The 25,030-nt window shown below is 53.7% G+C and carries 21 protein-coding genes and 1 other annotated feature; of the genes, 4 read left to right on the top strand and 17 right to left on the bottom strand.

All coding sequences use genetic code 11. From position 1 onward, the window contains the following. The first annotated feature begins 14 nt into the window (after positions 1-14). Both ACE418_RS05085 and ACE418_RS05080 read left to right on the top strand, forming a co-directional pair. A complete protein-coding gene (locus tag ACE418_RS05085) occupies positions 15-737 on the top strand; it encodes an NAD-dependent protein deacylase (protein WP_416449595.1) in 723 nt (240 codons plus the stop codon). Positions 738-860: 123 nt separating this feature from the next. Further along, entirely contained in the window at positions 861-2,207 is a 1,347-nt protein-coding gene (locus ACE418_RS05080; RefSeq protein ID WP_416449594.1) for an S-layer homology domain-containing protein, read from the top strand. A 186-nt stretch (positions 2,208-2,393) separates the two neighbouring features. Here ACE418_RS05080 and ACE418_RS05075 read toward each other — a convergent pair whose 3' ends face one another. The 9 genes from ACE418_RS05075 to ACE418_RS05035 form a co-directional block, all read right to left on the bottom strand. Beyond that, a complete protein-coding gene (locus ACE418_RS05075; protein WP_416449593.1) occupies positions 2,394-3,188 on the bottom strand; it encodes a protein-ADP-ribose hydrolase in 795 nt (264 codons plus the stop codon). Next, entirely contained in the window at positions 3,185-4,078 is an 894-nt protein-coding gene (locus ACE418_RS05070; protein WP_416449592.1) for an SIR2 family NAD-dependent protein deacylase, read from the bottom strand. Before ACE418_RS05070 ends, ACE418_RS05075 begins: the two co-directional genes overlap by 4 nt. Before the next feature lie 30 nt (positions 4,079-4,108). After that, positions 4,109-4,747 (bottom strand): NAD(P)-dependent oxidoreductase, encoded by a 639-nt coding sequence (locus ACE418_RS05065; protein WP_416449591.1) that lies wholly within the window; start codon positions 4,745-4,747, stop codon positions 4,109-4,111. Between the two features lie 1,343 nt (positions 4,748-6,090). Then, positions 6,091-8,454 carry an endonuclease MutS2 gene (locus tag ACE418_RS05060; protein WP_416449590.1) on the bottom strand — a complete coding sequence of 788 codons (2,364 nt, stop codon included), beginning with the start codon at positions 8,452-8,454 and terminating at the stop codon, positions 6,091-6,093. A 20-nt stretch (positions 8,455-8,474) separates the two neighbouring features. After that, positions 8,475-10,667: a DUF3656 domain-containing U32 family peptidase gene (locus tag ACE418_RS05055; protein WP_416449589.1), complete on the bottom strand. Its 2,193-nt coding sequence runs from the start codon at positions 10,665-10,667 to the stop codon at positions 8,475-8,477. A gap of 155 nt (positions 10,668-10,822) precedes the next feature. After that, positions 10,823-11,917 (bottom strand): iron-containing alcohol dehydrogenase family protein, encoded by a 1,095-nt coding sequence (locus tag ACE418_RS05050; protein WP_416449588.1) that lies wholly within the window; start codon positions 11,915-11,917, stop codon positions 10,823-10,825. A gap of 261 nt (positions 11,918-12,178) precedes the next feature. Continuing rightward, a complete protein-coding gene (rpsI, locus tag ACE418_RS05045) occupies positions 12,179-12,571 on the bottom strand; it encodes a 30S ribosomal protein S9 (RefSeq protein ID WP_416449587.1) in 393 nt (130 codons plus the stop codon). Positions 12,572-12,593: 22 nt separating this feature from the next. Beyond that, positions 12,594-13,034: a 50S ribosomal protein L13 gene (rplM, locus tag ACE418_RS05040; protein WP_416449586.1), complete on the bottom strand. Its 441-nt coding sequence runs from the start codon at positions 13,032-13,034 to the stop codon at positions 12,594-12,596. A gap of 276 nt (positions 13,035-13,310) precedes the next feature. Further along, positions 13,311-14,384, bottom strand: a complete 1,074-nt coding sequence (locus ACE418_RS05035; RefSeq protein ID WP_416449585.1) for a hypothetical protein — start codon at positions 14,382-14,384, stop codon at positions 13,311-13,313. Between the two features lie 662 nt (positions 14,385-15,046). Continuing rightward, positions 15,047-15,291: a binding site (T-box leader), on the top strand. Between the two features lie 84 nt (positions 15,292-15,375). Between ACE418_RS05035 and ACE418_RS05030 the strand changes: the two genes are divergently transcribed. Beyond that, positions 15,376-16,662: an O-acetylhomoserine aminocarboxypropyltransferase/cysteine synthase family protein gene (locus ACE418_RS05030; RefSeq protein ID WP_416449584.1), complete on the top strand. Its 1,287-nt coding sequence runs from the start codon at positions 15,376-15,378 to the stop codon at positions 16,660-16,662. A 26-nt stretch (positions 16,663-16,688) separates the two neighbouring features. Further along, positions 16,689-17,624, top strand: coding sequence for a homoserine O-succinyltransferase (locus tag ACE418_RS05025; RefSeq protein ID WP_416449583.1), 936 nt, complete (start codon positions 16,689-16,691; stop codon positions 17,622-17,624). A 346-nt stretch (positions 17,625-17,970) separates the two neighbouring features. On the opposite strand, the gene upp is transcribed toward ACE418_RS05025, so the two are convergent. From upp to ACE418_RS04985, 8 genes are all read right to left on the bottom strand, one after another. Next, positions 17,971-18,594, bottom strand: coding sequence for a uracil phosphoribosyltransferase (gene upp / locus ACE418_RS05020; protein WP_298590636.1), 624 nt, complete (start codon positions 18,592-18,594; stop codon positions 17,971-17,973). Between the two features lie 17 nt (positions 18,595-18,611). Continuing rightward, positions 18,612-19,049, bottom strand: coding sequence for a ribose 5-phosphate isomerase B (gene rpiB / locus ACE418_RS05015; protein ID WP_014017127.1), 438 nt, complete (start codon positions 19,047-19,049; stop codon positions 18,612-18,614). A gap of 70 nt (positions 19,050-19,119) precedes the next feature. Beyond that, positions 19,120-20,172, bottom strand: coding sequence for an L-threonylcarbamoyladenylate synthase (locus tag ACE418_RS05010; protein WP_416449582.1), 1,053 nt, complete (start codon positions 20,170-20,172; stop codon positions 19,120-19,122). Between the two features lie 5 nt (positions 20,173-20,177). Further along, positions 20,178-21,035 (bottom strand): peptide chain release factor N(5)-glutamine methyltransferase, encoded by an 858-nt coding sequence (gene prmC, locus ACE418_RS05005; RefSeq protein ID WP_416449581.1) that lies wholly within the window; start codon positions 21,033-21,035, stop codon positions 20,178-20,180. Further along, entirely contained in the window at positions 21,028-22,116 is a 1,089-nt protein-coding gene (prfA, locus tag ACE418_RS05000) for a peptide chain release factor 1 (protein ID WP_416449580.1), read from the bottom strand. Before prfA ends, prmC begins: the two co-directional genes overlap by 8 nt. 10 nt (positions 22,117-22,126) lie before the next feature. Then, on the bottom strand, positions 22,127-23,017 hold the full coding sequence (locus ACE418_RS04995; protein ID WP_416449579.1) for a DUF1385 domain-containing protein: 891 nt from the start codon (positions 23,015-23,017) through the stop codon (positions 22,127-22,129). 72 nt (positions 23,018-23,089) lie between these two features. Continuing rightward, on the bottom strand, positions 23,090-23,299 hold the full coding sequence (gene rpmE / locus ACE418_RS04990; protein WP_014017132.1) for a 50S ribosomal protein L31: 210 nt from the start codon (positions 23,297-23,299) through the stop codon (positions 23,090-23,092). 50 nt (positions 23,300-23,349) lie between these two features. Continuing rightward, positions 23,350-25,026, bottom strand: a complete 1,677-nt coding sequence (locus ACE418_RS04985; protein WP_416449578.1) for an AAA family ATPase — start codon at positions 25,024-25,026, stop codon at positions 23,350-23,352. Positions 25,027-25,030 lie beyond the last annotated feature (4 nt).

The following is a 25,030-nucleotide window of genomic DNA, read 5'->3' as shown; positions in this document are numbered from 1 at the left end:
AAGGAGTCCTTACGATGACAGATATTGAAAAATTCGTCGACATGGTCAAACATTCAGACAACATCGTCTTCTTCGGCGGCGCCGGCGTCTCGACGGAAAGCGGTATCCCCGATTTCCGCAGCACCGACGGCCTGTATAACCAGCACTATAAATACCCGCCCGAAACCATTCTCAGCCATTCCTTCTTCATGGACAACACGGAGGAATTCTACCGCTTCTACCGCGACAAGATGCTGGCCCTCGACGCCCAGCCGAACATGGCCCACATCAAACTGGCCGAACTGGAAAAAGCCGGCAAACTGAAAGCCATCGTCACCCAGAACATCGACGGCCTGCACCAGAAAGCGGGCAGTAAGAATGTCCTGGAACTGCACGGCAGCGTCCACCGCAACTTCTGCATGCACTGCAACAAATTCTTCGATGCCGAATACATGAAGAATTCCACGGGCATCCCCAAGTGCGACGCCTGCGGCGGCATCATCAAGCCCGATGTCGTCCTCTATGAAGAAGGCCTGGACAACGACGTCATCGAACAGTCCCTGTACTACATCAGCCACGCCGACATGCTCATCATCGGCGGCACGAGCCTCGTCGTCTACCCCGCAGCCGGCCTGGTCCGCTATTACCGCGGCCATAAACTGGTCCTCATCAACAAGTCCAGCACCGACATGGACAGCGCAGCCGACCTGGTCCTCCACGACCCCATCGGCGAAGTCTTCAGTCAGGTCAAATTATAACATTTATATAAACTATTTTCTCATTTACCACATGTAAAAAACTTCTATAGTATACTAAAAACAATGTATACTATAGAAGTTTTTTTGCATAAGCGGAAAAACGAGAAAGAAGGTCTTTTATTCGTGAAGAAACAAGTAGTCTGTACCCTGGCAGCGGCTCTCGCTGTCACGTCCCTGTCGGCTTTCGCCGCCAATCCCTTTGTCGATGTCCCGTCGGACAGCTGGGCTTATAAGTCCGTCGTAGAACTGGCTGACGCCGGCATCATCCAGGGCGTCGACGGTCAGTATTTCCAGGGCCATCGCAACATCACCCGCTATGAAGCGGCCGAAATGGTCGCCAAAGCCATGGCCCATATGGACAAGGCTTCCGTCGAACAGCGGGCCCTGATCAACAAGCTGGCCGATGAATATGCCGACGAACTGAACAGCCTCGGCGTCCGCGTGACCAATCTGGAAAACCGCGTCGGCAACACGCGCGTCTTCGGCGATGCCTTCGTCCGCTACCGCTACCAGAACGGCAATAAGAAGAACGACAGCTCCTGGGATACGCGTTTCCGCATCCGGGCCCAGGGCCAGGTCAACGACCGCACCAAGGTCACAGCCGGCGTCAGCACGGGCTTCCGCCCCTTCTCCAGCAACGGCGCAGCCTCTGACGAAAGCAGCAACCCCTATGTCGACCTGGCCAAAGTCGACTACAACTTCGGCAGCAAGAACTGGGAACTGAGCGTCGGCCGCAATGACGTCTACCGCATCGGCCGCGACGCCTACGGCCTGCAATACTTCGATGCCCTCGACGGCGCCGAACTGCGCTATCACAACGATAAACTGGCCATCACCACAGGCTACGGCAAGTTCAAAGACGGCAAGAAACCCGGCGTCGATACGGTGAAGCCGATTTCCGACGCCCATTCGGACCACTTCAGCACCGATGGCCTGAAGACGGGCTACGGTGAAATCGATGCCTTCTTCGGCGGCGGCAAGGCAGCCCGTTCCGAAGCCGGCGTCTACTACAACCGCCTTCATCAGTCGAATCATAGTTCAGGTGAAGACTATTTCGCCAAATACATCGCCGGCTACTTCGTCCGCGGCAACTACGGCAAATGGAGCGCTCTGGCCAACTATGAACACATCGGCTTCAACGCAGGGGTTAAAAACGTTGACGGCCAGGACTATGGCGATGCCTGGATGGGCACCGTCCAGTACGGAAAGGCCGACTTCCACACGCCCGGCAGCTGGGATGCCTGGCTGGAATACCTCGACCTCGACGACGGCGCCTTCCTGGGCGGCAACCCCTTCACGTGGCGCTTCTCCAGCGATATGGACAACCAGCGCAGCTGGGGCGTCGGTGCCGACTACATCATCGCCAAGAACCTGAAATTCGGCGTCATGCAGTCCTTCGCCAGCCGTGCCAAGACCGGCAGCCAGGACCCGCACGAAATGACCCGTATCCACTTCCAGATGCTGTTCTAAGTAGGGGACTGTCGCACGAAGATTTCTGCCATCATGCAAGGCCTTTTACTTTATAGTTTGTAGTACAGAGTTTGTAGTTTGTAGGAGATGGTTTTAAATTTTTTACCATGTACTGCAAACTAAAAACTACAAACTTAAAACTCAAAATAGTTCGTGGCGCCCATATTTCGACGAACGACCTACGACCTACGGCAGCTCCGCTGCCAGTTCTCGTTTATATATCCTATAATCTTCTTCTGTAAAGACGTTGAAGATGACTTCAATCGGCTCATGTTGCGCCAGCCACTGCGATACCGTAGTGACGGCAACGTGAGCCGCTTCTTTTTTAGGAAATCCGAAGACCCCCGTCGAGATGCAGCAGAAGGCCAGGGAATGGCAGCCCTTGGCAGCGGCCAAATCGAGGCAGCTCCGATAGCACGAAGCCAGCTGGGCACAGGCCTTGTCGGTCAGGGGACCCCGGACGATGGGGCCGACAGTATGCAGGACGTAGCGGCAGGGCAGGTTGTAAGCCGGCGTGATTTTCGCCTGTCCCGCCGCTTCGGCATGGCCCTGTTCCTGCATCAGGGCAAAGCAGCGTTCCCGCAGGGCTACGCCGGCCATGGTATGAATCTGGTTGTCGATGCACGAGTGCAGCGGCCGGAAACAGCCCAGGAGCTGGTCATTGGCCGCATTGACGATGGCATCGACGGCCAGCGCCGTGATATCGCCCTGCCAGAGATGGCAATGTGCCTGGCCGGGGACGGCCGGCAGATGGCGGCCGTCGGTAATCCCCTTTTCCCGCGTCAGCCCCTGGAGCACGTCGGCTTCGACAGCCAGGAACTGCGGCGACGGCACGTGTTTCCCCGGCTGGCGGACGTTGCACAGGGCTCGGTAGAGCTGGAACGCCTGCGCTTCCCCTCGGGGAACGTCATAAGAAGCGTATTCCGGCATTTCCTGCTGGAGCTGGTGAATCAAAAAAGCAAGTTGTTCCTGACGATTCATGACACCCTTCCCCCTTCCAGTTCCGTCAATACGTCGGCAATGTCCCGTTCGACAGCGATGGCCTGCGGCCGGATCCATTCCGGGCTGCGGGCATCGCTGGCATTGACACAGGCGTAGACAGCCTGCGGATTGGCCTGCGTATACTGCCAGAAGGGAATCTTGATGATTCCCGGCGTATTCATGCCGACGCCTAATTCCAAATACAGCACGCGTCCCTGCTGGTGTTCCTGCAGGAACTGCTGATACCGGCGGGCTGCAGCCTTCCAGCCGGCATCTTCGACGAACGTGTCGTCACAGCGCAGGTTGGGCACCATGTCCTGCCCGTCTTCCGGGCAGCGCGGCAGCAGGGCCGTCGGGACCTGCATCGATACGTTCCCCTCTTCAGGCGGCACGAGATACCGGTTTTCATCATAGACAAATCCCTGGGCCCGCATCATGGCGACGATGGCCGCTTCATTATCATAGGTCCGGGCCGTCAGCGGGTGTCTGGCCTGGAACAGGCCGTAGTCTCCCTGCGTGTAGAACAGCCGCTGCTTGTCGAAGCCGGCCTTTTGGAACTGATGGTCCACATTGGTCGTCAGGACGAAGTAATCGCTATGCCGTACCAATTCGTACAAGCGCGGATACACGTCCGTAGGTGCCGGGACGTAGCGGTTGAGGTAGATGACCCGGCTCCACCAGGCCCAATATTCATTCCCATTGACAAAGGGGAAAAAACCGCCGGAATACATGTCACGAATACCGTATTTCCTGATGAAATCGGAAAAGTAACGCTGGAACCGTCCGCCGGAATACGTCAGGCCCGCTGCCGTCGAAAGGCCCGAACCGGCACCGATGACGACAGCCGAAGCTTCTTGAAGAGCCTGTTTGAGCTGTTGAATGGCTTCCATTCCCAGCACCTCCTTCCCTGGAAATAAGACTTATGCCCGGACAACGCTGATGCGCTGATTGATGTGATGACCCTTTTCGATTTCATCGACCATGGCGATGGCATAGTCGGCATAGGAAATAATCGATTCGTTGCGGCTGTTCAACGTCAGTTCTTCGCCGCCGAGGATATATTTCCCCGTCCGTTCGCCGTCGGCCTGGAAATCCGCAGCCGGGCTGACATAGGTCCATTTGACGTCGTCATGATGACGCATAGCCTGCAGCACTTCGGCAGCTGCCGCTGCCAACGGTTTAAAAGCGTCCGGGAAATCCGGTGCTTCGGCCAGGACTGTCGTATGTTCTTTATTGGTGAACAACGAACCGGCACCGCCGACGATGAGCAGGCGGACAGGAGTACCACTGAGAATCTGGCAGAGATGTTCCGTCGTCGTCATATAAGCAGGCAGCGTTTCCGGCGTCCAGGCGCCGAAGCCGTCGACGACGGCATCGAAACCGGCCAAATCAGCAGCCGTCAAATCGAGGATATCTTTCTGTACATAATGCTGGGCATCGGTCATGTTTTCAGCCTTGCGTGCAAAAGCCGTGACATCGAAACCGCGGCGGACCGCTTCGGAAATAACCAGACGAGAAACACGACCACCAGCAGCGACAACAGCAATTTTCTTATTCATAGTAAACCAACCTTTCTGCGCACAGCGCTATTCATATGGATAGGGATAGAAGTTTTCTTTATCGTAATTGTTTCGGTTACAATTAGGATAGTTGTAATATATCATATTACATCGTTCCCGTCAACCCTTTTCAGGAAATTAGTGTAACTTTTTTTATTACATGAAAAAAGAGGCTGTCCGATGAAGACAGCCTTTTTGCGTATTCAGTTTGCAGTGAACAGTTTTAAATTTAAGGGTTTTCTCTGCAAACTACAAACTCTACCTGCGCATGATGGTAACAACCTTCCTGCAACAACTCCTTTTTAGGGATTAGCCATTCGCAGATAGCGGCTAGCGGTTGGCTTTGAATTTAAAGGGGTTGCTCTGCAAACTACAAACTCCATACTACAAACTCTACCTGCGCATGATGGCAAAAACCTTCGTGCGACAGCCCTTTTTAGGGATTAGCCGTTAGCAGCTAGCAGTTAGCTTTAAATTGAAAAGGGGTTCTCTGCAAACTACAAACTCCGTACTACAAACTATACTTGCGCATGATGGCAAAAAAACTTCCTGCAACACTCCCTTTTTAGGGATTCGCCGTTAGCAGCTAGCGGTTAGCTTTAAATTTAAAGTTTTTTTCTGCAAACTACAAACTCCGTACTACAAACTATACCGCTAAGGGACTACGCATGATGGCAAAAGCCCTTCCTGCAACACCCCCTATTTAGAATAATGGACGTGCTGGAGCTTCCATGCACCCCCTATTTTGCGCAGGACCTGTGTTTCCAGGCCTTCGATGCCGTAGTCTTCGCCGGTGTCGCGCAGGGTGCATTGCGTATGGTAGGCAAAGATGACGTTACAGAAAAATCAACCTGTCAATATGTAACTCTTGATATTACATAGTAAACGTGTTATAGTTTTATTGTAATAATGAAAGACGAATTCCAGCAGCGCGTCAAAGAAGCCTTCCCCAACTACCAGGGCGAATCGTACCTGGCTATGACGGCATCCTTCCTGTACCAGCACTAAGAAGGTGAGCACATGGTCAATTTCGGACAAGTCATCGGCTGCATCGTCTTTGCCGCCGTCGTCTGCATCATCTACGGACTCTATTTAAAATTCAAGAAATGAGAAAAAGGCGCTGTCGCATGAAGACAGCGCCTTTTTCTGTAGGGGCGCCCCGTGGGGCGCCCGCTCTGGGATATGTCTGAGTTACCAATCAGTTTGCTAGAAGAATCACCCAAATCCCTAACGGGCCGCCCACGGGCGGCCCCTACAAACTCCAAACTTCCATACTACAAACTATAAAGTAAGAGGGGTCTTGCATGATGGCAAAAACCTTCGTGCGACAGTCCCCCCTTCCCTTAGAAATAGACCAGGGTGACGCCGGCACCGCCGCCGTCTACGTCGTCGAGCTGGTATTTCTTGACGAAAGGCTGGTCGTCGAGGAAGGCGTGGATCTGACGGCGCAGGGCGCCGCTGCCCTTGCCGTGGATGATCTTGACCGGGCTGAAGCCGGCAGCCAGGGCCTGGTCGAGGAAGCGTTCGACGTCCGGCAGGGCTTCGCTGAAGGTCTTGCCGATGATGTTCAATTCCGTCGCTACGCTGGACGTGCGGATAGGCCGGTACGAAGAAGCCGCTGCGGCTTTCTTTTCCGCCTGCTGTTCTTTCTTCAATTCGTCGAGGTACGGCGCACTGACATCCTTGAACTTGACGCGGACCGTCATGCCCCGGACAGAGACGGTCAGCTGCTTGCTGCCGATGTCTTCGACCGTACCGACGCTGTCCAGGTCGTTGACGAAGACCTGCTGGCCGACTTTCAGCTTCGACAGGTCAACGGGATCGCGCTGGGGTTTTTCCGCTTCCGGCAGGGAAATCTGCTGGATAGCCCGGCGGGCCTTGTCGATGGCCTTGGCCTTTTCCCGGTCCGTCCCCTCCTTGGACTGGGCCTTCAGTTCGCGGATGATCTTTTCGGCTTCCACGCGGAGGTTGCGCTTGAGATCGACGGCATCGCGGCGGCTGGCGTCGATGATATCCTGCCGCTTCGACGTGACCTTATCCTTTTCTTTGCGCAAATCGTCTTCCAGTTTCCGGGCTTCTCGCAAACGGTATTCCAGTTCCGCCTGTTCTTCGTCCATCTTTTTGGCCTGGGCATTGAGCTGAGTCAGGACTTTTTCCATATCCATGTCCTGGGCCTTGCTGCGCAGGTCTTTGGCTTTTTCCAGGATATCCCTGGGCATGCCCAGTCGTTCACTGATACTGAAAGCATGGGAACTGCCAGCTGAGCCGATGCGCAGCTTGTACGTCGGTTTCAGCGTTTCCATATCGAATTCGACGTGGCCGTTTTCGATGCCCGGCGTATTATAGGCATAATTCTTGAGGTCGTTGTAATGGGTCGTGACCATGACATACGACCCCTTCTGATAAAAGGCGTCGAGGATGGCAATGGCGATGGCGCTGCCTTCGGCCGGGTCCGTCCCCGAACCGAGTTCGTCGGCCAGGATGAGATCATCCGGTCCGCAGTGCTTGAGGATATAGATGAGCTGCTTCATATGACTGGAGAAGGTACTCAGGTTCTGAGAAATATCCTGTTCGTCGCCGATATCCGAAAAGACATCGCGGAAGACCGGCAGTTCCGACGATTCGCCGACGGGGATGAACAGGCCGGCCTGGTGCATGAGGACCAAAAGGCCCAGGGTCTTCATGGAAACGGTCTTGCCGCCGGTGTTGGAACCGGTAATGAGCAGGATACGGTAATCGCCGCCGATGACGATGGTATTCGGTACGACGTGCTTGGCGTCGATGAGGGGATGGCGGGCCTGGATGAGCTTGATTTCCCGCGTCTTGGAAATAGCCGGACGGCAGGCCTTCATCTTCAAAGCCAGCTGGGCCTTGGCAAAGGCGAATTCCAGCTGGCCGACACATTTCGTGCTGTCGTACAAATCGCTGTACTGCTGCTGTACTTTAGCCGTCAGGCGGCGGAAAATGCGTTCGATTTCCTTCGTTTCACCAATGCGGGCGGCCTGTAAGTCGTTATTGGCATTGACGATGGCCAACGGTTCGACATAAAGCGTCGAGCCACTGGCTGACGTGTCGTGGACGATGCCTGGAAAAGCATGGCGGTATTCCTGTTTAATCGGGATGACATAGCGGTTGTTGCGCACCGTGACCAGGGCATCCTGGAAATACTTCTGGTATTCCTTATTCTGCAGGACATTATTGACATAGCGCTTCGTCTGCCGTTCCAGTTCGACGATACGGCTGCGCAGGCGCATCAGTTCCGGCGATGCATTGTCCCGGATCTGCCGGTTGTTGTCAAAGACGGTGGCAAAAGAATGAGAAAGCTGGGAAAAATCACCGATGACTTCCGCCTGTTCAGCCAACTGGGGATATTCAGCGACCCGGTCGGCGAAGAACGCCCGGATTTCCCCATAATGCTGAAGGTTATTCCAGATGTCGATACATTCATGGGAATCCAGCGTCACTTCGCGCTTGGCCTTTTCCAGGGACGGACGGATATCGACGATGCCGCCGAAGGGCGTACTCGTTTCCGTCTGCATACAGCGGACGGCCTCTTCCGTATCGGTCAGGTTCTTTTCAATGACGTCGCCGTCGTTCACCGGCCGCAGGCGGCGGGCGATTTCTTTAGACAACCGTGACGGGGCCAGGCGGACCAGCATGTTCTGGACCTGGTAGAATCCCAAAATCCTCATACTTCTTTTATTCATAAATGGCATTACTCCTGTTATTATAAGATTCCGTGGAAGAAATGGCCGCGCGTCACGGTCTGGTCTTCCTTGCCTAAAAGCATCGTTTCCGTGCCGTCACAGAGGCGGCGGTAACGGCTGACCTGCTGGCTGATCCACTGCGGCGTGCGGCCGCGGCCTTCGATGCGGATGGCAGCGATACCGGCACGGTGCAGGTCTTTATAGTACGGCGCCATATCCAGATCCCGGCTGTTGAGGATGTGGTTGCGGCAATACTGGTCGGTGACGACAGGGAACGTTTCCCCCCGACGGTCGCGCAGGGCATAAGCACCGCGGTTGCAGACGCCGGGACAGCCTTTTTTCTGCCCCTTGCCGGCAAAGGACGAAATGACGCACGATTCCGTGACCATCATTTCCGCCCGGCCCTGGACGACGGCTTCGATAGGACAGCCGCTCTGACGGACCATTTCTTTCAGCTGGCGCAGCGTCGCTTCGACCGACGCCGTAATGGCCGTACAGCCTAAGGATGCATAGGTCCGGGCGGCCTGGCTGTTGAAAATATTGAGGGACCAATCGGCCCGGACGGGCACGGTAATATTCAAATCAGCTATCATGGCAAAAACGGCCATGGCCCCGGCATAGATGCCATCGACACCGGCCGTAATGGCCCGTTCCAATTCGTTCTGGACGACCAGCCGGTTTTCTTCGCGGACGATCCGCGGTGTACCGGCCCATAAGGCAGCGCCCTGTTCATGGGCGGCCTGGACGGCGGCCTGCCATCCCTTGGTGCCAAAGGGATGGTGATGATACGATTCGCCGCCAAAGATAATGACATCGGCTCCATGGTCTGCCGCCGCTACGACACCGTCGACGCTGTCACAGCGGACGACGAGCTGCATAGCGTCCCCGTCTCCCAGCTGCCGATTCGGAGCCTGCCGTTCCGGAATCTTCCCGGCTGCCGGCCGCGGATAATCGGCTAAGATATTGTCCGTCAAAGCCTGTACGGCTTCACGGCGCAGGCCGTTGAGGACACTGGCCGGGATCATGCGCGTTTCGTCCCACAGTGTTACATCGGCCAGGGTAAACGGCGTATCGCCCAAGCGGCTGAGCTGGCCGCGGACATAATCGGCCGTGGCCGGACGCTGGCGGGCCGGTTCGGGCTGGAAATCGGCTGCAGCCGCTGCGGTATGGCCATTTTCATCCCACACTGTCAGGCGCAGGTTCCCTTGATCGTCCGTATCGACGTGGCCGTAGATAGAAAGTTTCCGGGTCAGGCCGCCGGCGACGTCGTCAGCCGTCTGCCGCCCCGATGGATTGCGTTCGGTCAACGTGCGGCGGCTGACAGAATTCCCCAGGAAATCGGCCTGATAACTGCGGTTAAAGGCCCCTTCCAGGAGGGCTGCCGCTTCGCGGTGCGCCGCCTTGCGCTGCTGCGGGCTCTGGTAATGGGCGTCGATAACCTTGCGGTACGCCGAAACGACGGTCCGGACATAAGTATCGCCTTTCATGCGGCCTTCGATTTTAAAGGACGTGACGCCGGCATCGAGCAAGTCGTCGATATAATCGAGGGATTTCAAATCCTTCAGGCTGAGAACATAGGCCTCGTGTTTCATGACAGGTTCGCCATCGCAGAGCAGCGTATAGGGCTGACGGCATGGCTGGGCGCAGGCGCCTCGGTTGCCGCTGCGGCCGCCGAGGAAACTACTCATCAGGCACTGGCCGGAATAGGCCATGCACGACGCGCCGTGGATGAAAACTTCAATGGGAATGGACGACTGGGAACAGATGAAGCGGATTTCCTGCGCCGACAACTCGCGGGACAAAACGGCCTGGGTAAAGCCATTGGCCTCGAGGAAGCGGACACCGTCCAAGTCGGCCACAGTCATCTGCGTACTGCCATGGAGGGGCAGATTCGGCGCGACTTTCCGGGCCAGGGCCGCTACGGCCAGGTCCTGGACGATGATGCCATCGACGTCGAATGAGTCGAGGAGCTGCAAATAGGCCGACAACGCCTCTAATTCCGTGTCGGCCATAAGGATGTTGACCGTGACGTAGACTTTTACACCAAATAAATGAGCCGTCCGGACAGCCTGTCCGATTTCAGCATCGTCGAGATTATGAGCAAATTTGCGGGCATTGAAGCCTTTCCCGCCAAAATAAACGGCATCGGCACCGGCGTCAATGGCGGTGAGTACATTTTCTAAAGAGCCTGCCGGGGCTAATAATTCTGCCATGAAATTCCTCCTGTGATAATAATAGTGGTTCGTGGTTCGTGGTTAGTGGTTCGTAGGGGCCGTCCCCAAGCCTTTCCAGCCCGTCAGGTGCCGCCCAACGGAAGGCGCAGGACGGTTGCTGGAACGGACAGCTGTGGCTAGGCGGCCCGTTTTTTTCATTGAACCGCCAACTGCTGATAAATGCGAGTGAGCAATTCCGCCGTGACTGCATACGGCGTCCGCTGGACACCGCCGGTGGGCAAGGTCATGGTGACGAATTTTTTGATTTCTTCCTCACTCAAATCGACGGTATCGCCCATGAGGTCCTGCATCAGCGCCGCGAAATCATCGGCACCGGCCAGCCCTAAAAGTCCCCAGACCTTTTCGGCCTTATCGGCCATCGTTTCTTCCATCAGCCGCATATAAGCCGGCAGGAGCAGGCCATTAGCCCGGCCATGACTGAGGCCCTTATAATACGTCAGCATATAGCCCATGCTGTGGACCATGGTCGTCCCCGTCTGGGCGATGGTAATGCCTGCCAGCGTCGACCCATAGAGCAGGTCTTCGCGGACCGTAGGCGATACATCCCCTTTGAGGTCCGTCAAATGGACACCGAGGAAGCGCATGGCTTCTTCGGCCCAGACATCGCTCATGGGCGTCGAAGCCGTAGACATATAGCCTTCGATAGCATGAGACAAGGCATCCACGGCCGTATCAATGGTAACGGCTTCAGGCACACTGGCCGTAAACGCCGGGTCAGCAAAGGCATAGACCGGGAAAATAAGCGGCGTATTGATGGACTGCTTCGTCCCGGCCTTGGGATTGGTCAGGACACTGACCTTGGTCACTTCACTGCCCGTCCCGGCCGTCGTCGGTACAGCGACGATGGGCAAAGGCTTGCGGTACGGGCCCGTAAACAACTGTTCATCATCTAAATCATTGGTGCAGACCAGGGCGATGGCCTTGGCCGCATCCATAGGCGAACCGCCGCCGATACCGATGACGAAATCGACGCCCTGTTCCAGGGCAAAAGCAGCGGCCTTGCGGATCGTCGCTACGGACGGATTATTTTCGACATCGTCAAACAGAACCCAGGAAATCCCCAATTCATCCAGCTTTTCCACAACAGCAGCCTGCGAGCCATTGGCCTTCGCCGAATGACGGCCCGTAACCAGCAAAGCCTTGCGGCCCAGGTCAGCCAATACCTCACCAGACTGGGCAATACACCCTTTTCCAAAAAATACCTTCGTCGGCATATAATACGTAAACATGCGGATTCCCCCTTCACACAGCAAACAGCTTATTTCCTATCCATTTTAACATCTTTAGGCCGCTTGGGCTAGTGGCTGGAGGAGTGCAAAAAGGGGCTGTCCCATTCAGACAGCCCCTTTTGGAGTTTTAAGTTTGCAGTTTACAGTTTGTAGTGGATGGTTGAAAATTTAAAACCATATACTAACAACTTTAAAGGGCTTGCCGCATAGCGACAAGCCCTTTTAATTGCATAGGTTTGACGAAAATATCTTGAAAAAATATTAACGTTTCGAGAACTGGGAAGCTTTACGAGCTTTCTTGAGGCCGTATTTACGGCGTTCTTTTTCACGCGGGTCGCGTGTGAGGAAACCAGCTTTTTTGAGAGCCTGGCGGAAATCACCATCGACTTCCAAAAGGGCACGGCTGATGCCGTGACGGATTGCGCCGGCCTGGCCGGACGGGCCGCCACCCTTAACGTCAGCGATGACGTCGTACTGTTCGGTTACACCCGTGAGTACGAGCGGCTGTTTAATAACCAATTCCAGCGTTTTACGACCGAAATATTCGTTCAAATCTTTTTTGTTAACTGTGATTTTACCCTGACCCGGAACCAGACGAACTCTAGCAACGGATGTCTTTCTACGGCCAGTGCCGTAGTACTGTGCTACTGCCATGAAATCTTCCTCCCGGTATTAATTAGCGAATGTTTAACTTCAAAACTTCAGGTTTCTGAGCCTGATGCGGATGTTCAGCACCTGCATAAACGTTCAGTTTGCGATACATCTGTTCACCCAATTTATTTTTCGGGAGCATACCGCGAACTGCCATTTCAACAACGCGTTCCGGATGTGCTTCGAGCATGTGGCCGGCCTGAGTGAATTTAGCTCCACCGGGATAACCGGAATGATGGAAATAGTTTTTCTGGATTAATTTTTTACCTGTTAATTTAACCTTTGCTGCGTTTACTACGATTACATAATCGCCTGTATCAACATGCGGGGTAAAAGTAGGTTTATGTTTTCCCCGAAGAATTTTAGCTACTTCGGCAGCAAGACGGCCTAATGTCTGGCCTTCAGCATCAACAACAAACCATTTGCGTTCGATGTTGCCTGCATTGGCCATAAATGTAGTTTTCATGCTGTGTGATTCCTCCCTGAATTTAACTAACTGACCAAGCTTTTGGTGCTCTTTCTCCGGGGCTAATGGAGTCCAAGTGAAAAGCTTACCTATTTATTTTACAGATTTAGTCAGGCCTTGTCAAGCTTTTTTTCTTCTAATTCATCGAATGGGGAGCCGACGGCCCCATCGGTCGCTGACCGCAGTCCGCCGTTCGCCTCGAGTGACCCTCAGCTCGTAAAGAAAAGCCCCAATCGGGGCCTATCGTAGGGGCCGCCCAAAACATGCTAACTGGCCCTAAATCAATTTATTTTGTTTGGCCAGTTTTTCGATTATGGCCAACGATAGTTTGCTATACTTTGCCACTTTATCCAAGGCCATTCCATCCTTTAACAGTTCGAGAGCAAATTCCAGTTTTCCTTCAGTTCTGCCTTCTTCCTTACCTTCTCGTCTGCCTTCCTCCTTACCTTCTTTTCTGCCTTCTCTTCTGCCTTTTTCCCATCCTTCTTGCTTGCCTTTCATCAGGCCATCTTCGTATATTCCTTCTCCTAAGTTGCACATGACTACCAAATCCCCCTCTCCTTCTTGTGTCAAATCAATTCCAAAATCATTATGCAAGGTTGTAATCTTTTCACTGGCGTTCTTTGACGATTTGAACATCAAATCAAGCAGATTTATCAGCTGGTCCTTGACTTTGCTGTTTCCCAGATAGACAAAGATGATGCCCATGAGGTCATAATTCTGACAAGGTTCCTTATAGCGGTGCAGCAAATGCTGTTCTTTCAGCTGATAGCGGTTGATCGCACTTTTTCCCTGTGGGGCTTCCATGCAAATCCAAATAGTATAGACCTTCTTTATCTTATCGTAGTCGCTATTGCTGAATTCGGTCCCTTTTTGCGAGGAAATCAAGCGGCTGGCATAATAGACAGCTCTTTTTAATAGAGGATAGGTATCTCCGGTCTTCTTTTTCGGTTTCAATCGTTTTTGTGCTTCTACATTGATAATCAGCGTAATGAGCTCATTCGTTTCCGGTGCCTTCGCCCGGAACAAGATATCAAAGACGATGCTGCCTTCCGTTATGCTGTTATCTTCATTCTGTGCCCCTTTGATTTTCGGTGTATCCTGCCGCTCCAAGGCGTGTCGGACCGCGTTCGTTTTATCCTTAGAGACCGGAACCGTACTGACTTCTGGCTTCCCTTCGATGTAGATATTGGCAATATCATCGAGGCTGGCCGATTCAAATTCGGGAACCGTCCGTTTCAAGATATAAGCCAGCACCTTTTTCTGCGATAAAACCCCTTTAGCTGCTTGATCGTAATCCAACGCCCCTGCCAGCTGCTCCTTTACATCCTGCATTATCTCTTCATTCATCGGCCACACCTCCTTTTGACCTCATTGTACCAAATTTTAATTTTTTTGTACAACCAGGAAATCGTTCATCGAATTGGGAGCCGATGACCTCGCCGGTCGTAGTCCGCCGTTCGCCTCGAGCGACTCTCGGATCGTAAAGAAAAGTCCCGATTGGGGCTATCGTAGGGGCCGCCCAAAACATGCTAACGGTCAGGTACAGGACGGTTACCTGGATGAATGGCAACGGCGGGCGGCCCGCTACGCGCTGAGGGCATCCCGAAGCGTCGTTGTTAGTTTGAGTTTGTCGCGGCGGAACGCCGCATCTGAGTCTGATTCCAGCGTCCTCTCTCCTTTTCTTTAGGTTTTCTGAACTTTTACTTTTTTCTGTCTGTACAAATGTCTATAACCGGTACGCACGCCGATAAGATTCTCTTCTCCTCTTCTTTTTTCTCCTCTCTTTTCTTATAGGTAACGCGTTACACAGGGCAAGAAAAAAGGGCTTGTCGTCATGCGGCAGGCCCTTGGCGGTTTGTAATTTGTCGTGATAAGTCAAAATTTCAGAACCATTTTCTGCAAACAACAGCAAAACATATAACGTTTAACGTTACTTTGCCTAGAACTTTTTTGCAGAAATCATTTGACAAAGTGCTTTTTTGATGGTAGACTTACGTCAACAACTTGATAGTGTTGCAATGAAGAGAAGAGTACACGATAGGAATTGGCACAGAGAGTTCCCATTTGGTGCAAGGGAATACAAGGGTGATCGTGGAAGATGGACTCCGAGCAGATTGGTCGAACAGTTAGGCCATCCGGGTGTGCCCGTTACAGCACTATGGTATTCAAGGCTCATTTGTCTGCGTACCTGAAGAGGCTCATCCTGTGAAGGATGGGTGAAATTGGGTGGTATCACGGTGCTTCCGTCCCTTATTAGGGATGGAAGCTTTTTTTATTACAAGGCTTTCAAGTTTATATTACATTATATATTTTTTACAATATTAGGGGGAAATGTATTATGAGCGAAAACACTAACTACAAATTCGAAACGTTACAGCAGCATGCAGGTCAGGTACCGGATCCGGCAACAGGTGCCCGTGCCGTTCCTATTTACCAGACGACGTCTTATGTCTTCAAAGATACGCAGCAGGCCGAAGACCGCTTCGCTTTGAAAGATGCCGGCTATATCTACAGCCGTCTGACCAACCCGACGCAGGACGTTTTGGAAAAACGTATTGCAGCCCTTGAAGGCGGCACAGCCGGTTTGGCTACGGCCAGCGGCGCAGCAGCTATCGCCTACTCCATCATCAACCTCGCCGGTGCCGGTGACGAAATCATCGCCGCTCCGACGCTGTACGGCGGCACGGTCGAACTGTTCAGCGAAACCTTCAAACACCTCGGCATTACGACGCACTTCGCCGATCCCGACGACCCGCAGTCCTTTGCGAAATACATCAACGACAAGACCAAAGCGATTTACCTCGAAAGCCTCGGCAACCCGGCCATCAACATCCCGGACTTTGAAGCCATCGCCAAAATCGCTCACGATAACGGCCTTCCGGTCATCGTCGACAACACCTTCGCTACGCCGTTCCTCTTCCGTCCGCTCGAACACGGCGCTGACGTCGTCGTCCATTCGGCTACGAAATTCATCGGCGGCCACGGCACGACCCTCGGCGGCCTCATCGTTGAAAACGGTAAATTCGACTGGGCTGGTTCGGGCCGCTTCAAAGACTTCGCTTCGCCGGATGAATCCTACAACGGCGTCAACTTCGCCAAGGATATCCCCGGTGCCGGCTTCGTAACCCGTATCCGTGCCAAAGCGCTCCGCGACCTCGGCGCATGCATCAGCCCGTTCAACGCATGGCTCCTCATCCAGGGCCTCGAATCCTTGTCCCTGCGCATCGAACGCCACGTCGCAAACGCCCAGAAGATCGCCGACTTCCTCGAAAATCATCCGAAAGTCGCCAAAGTCAACTATCCGTCCCTCCCGTCCTCGCCGTACTACAAACTGGCTCAGAAATACTTCCCCAAGGGAACGGGTTCGATTTTCTCCTTTGAATTGAAAGACGGCTATACGGCTGCCCGTAAATTCATCGATAATGCGGATATCTTCTCTGACCTGGCCAACGTCGGCGACTCCAAGTCCCTCCTCGTTCACCCGGCTTCGACGACGCATCAGCAGCTTTCGGAAGAAGCTCAGCGCGCCTGCGGTATTACACCGGGCACGATCCGTATCTCCGTAGGCCTCGAAAACATCGAAGACCTCCTCGCCGCTGTTGAAAAAGCACTGGCAACCATCTAAGACTTTATGTAAGGGAGAAATGCACTATGCCAATTAAAATTGCTGACGGTCTTTCCGCCAAGGAAAAACTTCATGAAGAAGGTATCTTCACGATTGATAAGGGACTGGCCCTCCATCAGGACATACGGCCGCTGCGTATCCTTATCCTCAACCTGATGCCCTTGAAGAAACCGACAGAGTTGCAGCTTCTCCGCCTTCTCGGTGATTCACCGCTCCAGGTCGAAGTGGACTTCTGCCATACAGAAACCCACGAAAGCACGCATACCGACCCGTCTTATTTAGAAGAAAACTATTACGTCTTCGATGAAATCAAGGATAATTACTACGACGGTTTCATCATCACCGGCGCCCCGGTCGAACAGATTCCCTTTGAGTCCGTCGACTACTGGCCGGAAATGAAGACTTACTTTGAATGGGCTAAGACACATGCCTTCTCGACGCTCCACTTCTGCTGGGGCGCCCAGGCAGCCCTGTATTACTACTATGGCATCGAAAAGCGCCTCCTGCCGGCCAAGCTCTTCGGTATCTTTGAATACCAGCTGACCCAGCAGCACCATCCCCTCCTGCGGGGCTTCGATGACCGTTACTTCATCCCCCAGTCGCGGCATACGGCGATCAACGACATCCAAGTCTACAATACGCCGCAGCTCGACATCCTCTCACGGTCCGTCGAAAACGGCATCAACATCATCGGTACGCCGGATCACCGCCGTTTCTTCGTCCTCGGCCACTTTGAGTACGACCGGCGGACCCTGGAAGAGGAATACCTGCGGGATAAGAAAAAGGGCCTGCCCATTTCCATTCCCAAGAATTACTACCCTGATGACAACGATACGAAAAAGCCGTATTTCACGTGGTGCAGCTACGCTCACCTCTTCTACCATAACTGGTTGAACATTGTCTATCAGGAAACACCGTATGACTTACAGGCCATCGCCAAAGTTCATCCGTGTGCGCATTGAAAAAAGAGGCTGTCGCATTAAGACAGCCTCTTTTTACGTTGATCGTAGGTCGTTCATCGTTTGTCGTATGGGATTAAAAATATCAATCCATCGCGATGAACGATGAACTACGAACGAAAAACTTTTAAGTTGAAGGGGCCTCGCATGATGGCAAAAACCTTCGTGCGACAGCCCCTTTTTTACCCTGTAGGGGTCGCCACGTGGGCGACCCGTTGTGAATTTGGATGATTCTCTTAGTAAACCGGGCAGAGAATCACACAGTTTCCAGGGCGGTCTCGCCACGTGCGAGCCCCTACAATAAACTACAAACGATTTTGATTTTCGATGAACGACCTACGACGAACGATTATTTCGTCCCGAAAATGCGGTCGCCGGCATCGCCTAAGCCCGGTACGATGTAACCTTTGTCGTTGAGTTTGTCATCGAGGGCTGCGACGTAGATACGGACATCCGGATGATCGGCGTTGACTTTCTGGACGCCCTGCGGGGCTGCGACGAGGCACATGAGCTTGATGTTCTTGATGCCTTTTTCCTTGAGCAGCGTAATGGCCGCCGAAGCACTGCCGCCCGTGGCCAGCATGGGATCGACGATGATGAAATCGCGGTCTTCTACATCGGGCAGTTTGCAGTAATATTCAACCGGTTCCAGCGTCTGCGGGTCGCGATAGAGGCCGATGTGGCCGACTTTGGCCGTCGGGATGAGGTTGAGCATGCCCTGTACCATGCCCAGGCCGGCGCGCAGGACCGGAACGATGCCCAGTTTCTTGCCGCTGATCTGCTTGCCGGTCATCTTGGCGACAGGCGTTTCGATTTCGACGTCTTCCAAGGGCAGGTCCCGCGTGATTTCATACCCCATGAGCATGGTGATTTCTTCCAGGAGGTTACGGAAATCCTTAGAGCCTGTTTCCTTTTTCCGCATGAGCGTGACTTTGTGCTGAATGAGCGGATGATCCATTACTTGTACGTGCATGTGTGAAGTCCCCTTTCCTATTTATCCATTTCTGCAATCTTGGCGACGCGGACAGCGTGGCGGCCGCCATCAAAACCAGTGGAGAGGAAGATACGGACGATTTCTCTGGCCAGGCCCGGGCCGATGACGCGGCCGCCCATGGTCAGGATGTTGGCGTCGTTATGACGGCGGCAGTATTCTGCCGAGAAGCAGTCATGGCAGAGGGCTGCCCGGATGCCGTGGACTTTGTTGGCAGCGATGCCGATGCCGATGCCGGTGCCGCAGACGAGGATGCCCCGGTCGAAGGTGCCGTCAGCGACGGCTTCAGCGACTTTCTTGGCAATGTCCGGATAATCACAGCGTTCGCCCGTCAGGGTGCCGTAATCGGTGAATTCAATGCCTTGTTCTTTCAAATATTCCTTGATGTTTTCTTTCAAGTCAAATCCGCCGTGATCGGCGCCGAGTACTAATTTCATAATCAATTCCTCCCATGTATGCTGAATGATTCAGCTCTATTATACCCCTTTCGGGATAGTGTGAAAAGTCTTAACCGACGATGACCACATGGCCACCGGCGGCTTTCTTCATGCGGTTCATGATAGCCAGGCCTAATCCTTCATCGTCGATGCCTTCGGCCAGGATGAGATCGACTTTATCGCTGTCGAAGGACAAGAGGCCCGTGTAGAGCTGGTTGGCCAGGGCTTCTTTATCGCCATGGCGGCCCCAGATATACATATCCTTATGCGGAAAGGCTTCCCCGACTTCTTCACTGACCAAAAAGCCGACGACTTTCCCTTCGGCTTTGGCCTGGTCGTATAATTTCTGCAGGGTTTCCGTCACCTTGTCGACAGGGCCGACGACGACCGTCATCGGAGCCGACGGGGCATAGTGGCGGTATTTCATGCCCGGTGCCTTGGGGACGCCTTTCCCCGTGACCAGCGTCGTATCGAGCTGGACATGGGGCACCACTTCCTGGAGCATTTCGATGGTGACGCCGCCAGGACGCAGGATGGTGACGCCGTCATCGCCATTACATTCGACAATCGTCGATTCAACGCCGATGTGGCAGGGTCCGCCGTCGATGACCATATCGACGCGCCCGTCCATGTCGTGCATGACTTCTTCGGCCGTCGTCGGGCTGGGACGGGTCGAGAGGTTGGCACTGGGTCCGGCAACGGGTACGCCGGCACAGCGCAGGAAGGCGCGGCAGATATCGTGGTCCGGGCAGCGCAGGGCTACCGTATCGAGGCCTCCCGTCGCCGCATCGGGCACGATGGGTTTGCGTGGCAGGACGATGGTCAGTGGTCCCGGCCAGAAGCGATCCATGAGTTTCTGTGCCGTCGGCGGGATGACAGCCGCGGCCTGCCGGGCTCCTTCTTCGTCGGGCACGGTCAGGATGAGCGGATTATCGCTGGGACGGCCCTTGGCGATGTAAATACTGCGGCAGGCATCGGCATCGAGGCCATTGGCACCGATGCCATAGACCGTTTCCGTCGGAAAGACGACCAGGCCGCCGTCGCGGATAATCTGGCCCGCTTCTTCGAGGATGTCTTTTTGTTTCTCTATATCCGTAATTTCTACAAGCTTCGTCTGTTTCATAGTCTCTACTCTTTTCTGGAAAATACGAGGACCCTGTCAATGCCGCCATAATCCTTGACCGTCTGTTCATGGTCATAGGCGCCGCCGGAACAGAAAATAGCCGTCACGTCTTCGGCCTGTCCGGCACCGATTTCCACGGCACAATGGCCGCCAGCCTTGACATAAGCCGGGCTGTCCTGGGCGATGCGGCGATAAAAATCCAGGCCGTCGTCACCGCCGTACAAGGCCAGGGGCGGGTCATGGCGCACTTCCGGCTGAAGCTGTTCCATATCGGCCTGCGTCAGATAGGGCGGATTCGATACCAGCCAGTCATAGGCCGCCGGCGGCACCTGAGCCAATAAATCGCTTTCCATCCAGGTCACGCGGTCGTCGAGTCCCAACGTCCGGCCATTGTCTGCGGCAATGGCCAGGGCTGCCGGCGAAATATCGACGCCGGTCCCCGTGGCCTGCGGCAGGTAATGGAGCAGGCTGAGGATGATGGCCCCACTGCCCGTACCCAGGTCGATGATGGCCGGCGCCGTCCCTTCGGCAGCGGCTGCGACGGTCTCGACGAGCATTTCTGTCTCCGGCCGGGGGATGAGGACGTCTTCACTGACCTTGAAATCGAGGCCCATGAAGGCCTTGGTCCCCAGGATATGGGCTACGGACAAGCGTTCCGCCCGCTGTTTGACCATATCCCGGTAGGCTGCCAATTCTTCGCCATTCATGGGTTCGTCATAATGGGCATACAGATAGATACGCTCTTTATGCAGGACATGAGCCAGGAGAATTTCCGCATCGAGACGCGGCGAATCGATGCCTTTGCCGGCAAAGTATTGCTGCGTCCATTGCAGCAAGGCCCCGATAGTCCAAATCTTATTCATCTTCGGCTTCTTTCATCAATTCAGCCCGGCGGGCTTCGGCCAGGGCCTGGATAAATTCGTCGATATCGCCGTTAAGGATGTTGTCCAGCTTGTACAGGGTCAGGTTGATGCGATGGTCCGTGACGCGGCCCTGCGGGAAGTTATATGTGCGGATACGTTCGCTGCGGTCGCCCGTACCGACCTGGCTGCGCCGTTCTTCGGTCAATTCGGCATCGGCCTTCTGCTGGGCCTGGTCGAGGAGACGGGCTTTCAAGACGCGCAAGGCCTTGGCACGGTTTTCCAGCTGAGACCGTTCGTCCTGGCATTCGACGACCATCCCCGTCGGGATATGGGTCATGCGGACGGCAGAACTGGTCTTATTGACGTGCTGGCCGCCGGCACCGGAGGCGCGGAAATAGTCGACGCGGACATCGTCCATATTGAGGTCGATTTCGACGTCTTCTGCTTCCGGCAGGACGGCGACCGTCGCCGTCGACGTATGGATACGGCCGCCGGCTTCGGTGACGGGCACGCGCTGGACGCGATGGACGCCCGATTCATATTTCAATTTGCCATAGACACCGGAGCCTTCGACGGAAAAGACGACTTCCTTGAAGCCGCCCAGTTCCGGTGCATTGGAACTGATGATGCTCGTCTTCCAGCCCGGCTGTTTTTCGATGTACTTCATGTACATGCGGAACAAGTCCCCGGCAAAGAGGGCTGCTTCATCCCCGCCGGCACCGGCACGGATTTCCATGATGACGTTCTTGTCATCCCGCGGGTCTTTGGGCAGCATGAGGATGTGCAGCTGTTCTTCCAGGTCGGCCTGTTCTTTCGTCAGGCCGTTCATTTCTTCCTTGGCCATGGCGATGAGGTCGCTGTCACTGTCGGGATCGTCGATGATTTCCTTGTCGCCGTCAATGGTGTGGGTAACGTCTTTGTACTTGCGGAACGCTTCGACAATCGGCATCAGCGAAGCGTGTTCCTTGGTCAGTTTCTGCCATTCGTCCTGGCGGGCAATGACAGAAGGGTCGCTGATCTGCTGTTCCAGGTCCATGAATTTATTTTCTACGGCCTGTACTTTATCCATAAAAGAGCTCATAAGTTCCTCCTCATTTCAATTCGTTCGATTCACTTTCTTCCTCAGCCGGCTTGGCGGCGTTGAGGGCTTCGATGGCTACTTCGATCTGGTCGGCATGGGGTTCCCGCGTCGTCAGATACTGGAGCCACAGTCCCGGACGGAATAAGGCTTGAATGACCGGATTCTGGGTTCGGCCGGCGAGGCGTATCATTTCATAGCTGATACCGGCGACGACAGGCATGAGCAGCACGCGGGACGCAATGCGCTCGATGAGATTCGGCCAGCCCAGGAAGGCAAAGACGAAAATCGACACGACCATGACGATGAGCAGGAAATTCGTACCGCACCGCGGATGAAGGCGGCTGTGGCGTTTGACATTTTCGACGGTCAGTTCTTCTCCCGATTCATACGTCCAGATGGTCTTGTGTTCGGCGCCATGGTATTCAAAGACACGGCGGATGTCCGACGTCAGGGAAATCCCCCATATATATAATAGAAATATAGCGAGGCGCAGAACCCCTTCGACGATGTTCAGGCGGAACGCGCTGTCCGCCACACCGGGAATGAACTTGGCCGCATACGTCGGGATAGCCAGGAAAAAAACGATAGCCAAGACGACCGATACGGCCATGGTCAGGGCCATCTGCGTACTCGACAACTGTTCATCTTCCTCACCGGCAGCCTGAGCCGAATAGGACAGGCTCTTCATACCATAGACCAGGGATTCACACAAGGCAACACTGCCCCGCAAAAAAGGCTTCTTCAAAATCGGATACCGTTCGGTAATGGAGTGAACGGCGTCTTTCTTTATAGTAATTTCACCGGACGGCGTCCGCACTGCCGTAGCAATGCTGACAGGACCGCGCATCATAACCCCTTCGATGACGGCCTGGCCGCCGACGTACGTCTTCGGTTTCTTCAAAGAGTTGCCTCCATTTCTGTACATACAAATAGAGCAGAGCATTTCTGCTCTGCTGCCCACTTGTACTGCTGCTTATTTAGCTGTTTTACCATAACGTTTATTGAACTGTTCGATACGGCCACGAGCCTGCTGAGCGCGCTGCTGGCCCGTAAAGAACGGATGGCATTTGGAGCAAATTTCAACACGCAGTTCCGGTTTCGTAGAACCTGTTTCAAACGTATTGCCGCATGCGCAAGTAACTTTCGCATTCGGGTAGTACTTCGGATGAATACCTTCTTTCACCACTTACACCTCTTTCTGTATCAATCATTCAAAACCTATGCTAGAATAGTTTAGCACATCGGCCCTTGAAATGCAAGGATTTTTTTCCCGCAAAAGGCGATGCCATACTTCCATACCTGCTGTATCCCCCGCTGGCGGAACGCCGTCACGTACTCTCGTTCTTCGATCTGCTGCAACGCCTCGCGGGCCTTAGCCTCCATGTCCGCTTCCCTCGAAGCCACTTTGAATTCCATGATGACGCCGGCTTTTTTCACATCCTTGGGGATAATCGCCAGGTCAAAGCGGCCGTACCCGCTTTCCCGGTTCGATTCGACAGTGTAGTCCTTACCCAGGAACAACGCCGTCATGCCCAGCATAAAACCGTGGTAAAAGCTCTCTTTATTGGCCGCGTCATAGACACTGACGAGCTGCTGGATGAATTGCTGCAATTCTTCCGAAAAAATCTCCGCCTGTCCCTGCAGCAAATGGCCCATCATGATATACAAACGGGAAACATCCCCGTCTGCACAAAAGCGGTCAAGGATCTCACTCTGAAATACATGACGCACTTCCTCATTGGGAATCTTCAATTGGCAAAGTATCCCATTGGGAATATCCTGACGCCAGACAGCCGTCAAATAACCCGTTGTCAGCAGCAGCGTATACAGGGCATCTTTATCCATGCGTATATCCTGATAAATCAATCCTTCGCGGATGACAGCCGAGACGGTGTTTCCTTGTAATAAAGCTAATAGCCGTTCTTCCTGCTGCTTAGAAGGTCCTTGAAGCAGGGTCGCAATGATTTCATTAGCCGACGTATTGACCCAGTAGTCCCCGATCCGTCTTTTGGCAAAACAAGAAATGACCGACCAGGGATTATAAATCTCATGATGGCCGAAGCGATAACCGTCATACCAAGCTTTTAATTGCGGCAATAAGGCATCCGCCTGTAAATCACCAGCCATTTTTTCTACTTCTGCTGGCGTGAACCCCATGACAGTACTATATTCATCATCCATCACGGAATAGACATCGAGATTATTCAAGCCACTAAAGATGCTTTCCTTAGCAATACGCAAGACGCCTGTCAAAATCGCAAAATTCAAAAACTCATTGCCCTTCAGCGTATTATTAAAAAACGTCCGGAAATAAGCGATAGCCTGATCATAAAATTGATGACTATAAGCCGTTTGCAAAGGGGTGTCGTATTCATCAATCAGTATAATCGGTTTTACCCGATAATAACGAAACAAATATTCTGATAAATTCAACAAACTGAGCTGGTATTCTTCGGGCGTCGCCTGCTGCCAGATAATGCGGTGAAACGCATTTTTCTCTACTTCATTTAATAAATTATCTTGCAATAAAAATTCATATTTATTAAACTCCCGCTGAATCCAAAGCCGAAACGACTGGAACATGCCTTGCCACGTATCCTGCTGCATCCCTTTAAAAGACATGAAAACAACCGGATACTGGCCGCGATGGGACATATAGGCAGCGCCGGCCCTTTCGATAGCCAGTCCGTCGAAGAGATGGCGGCTCTGTTCCTCTTTTTCAGTGGAAAAGAAATACTCCAGCATACTCAGCGTCAAGGTCTTACCGAACCGCCGCGGCCGCGTAATCAGCGTCACCGCACTGTGCCCATCGATGAGCTGGCGGATAAAGTCCGTCTTATCGACAAAATAATAATGCTTGCTCCGTATATCTAAAAAATTATCGACACCAATCGGCATCTGCCACTTCATAACC

The organism is Megasphaera jansseni, from assembly GCF_047974155.1.
GTDB lineage: Bacteria > Bacillota > Negativicutes > Veillonellales > Megasphaeraceae > Megasphaera.
This window is presented reverse-complemented; position numbering and strand designations above follow the sequence as displayed.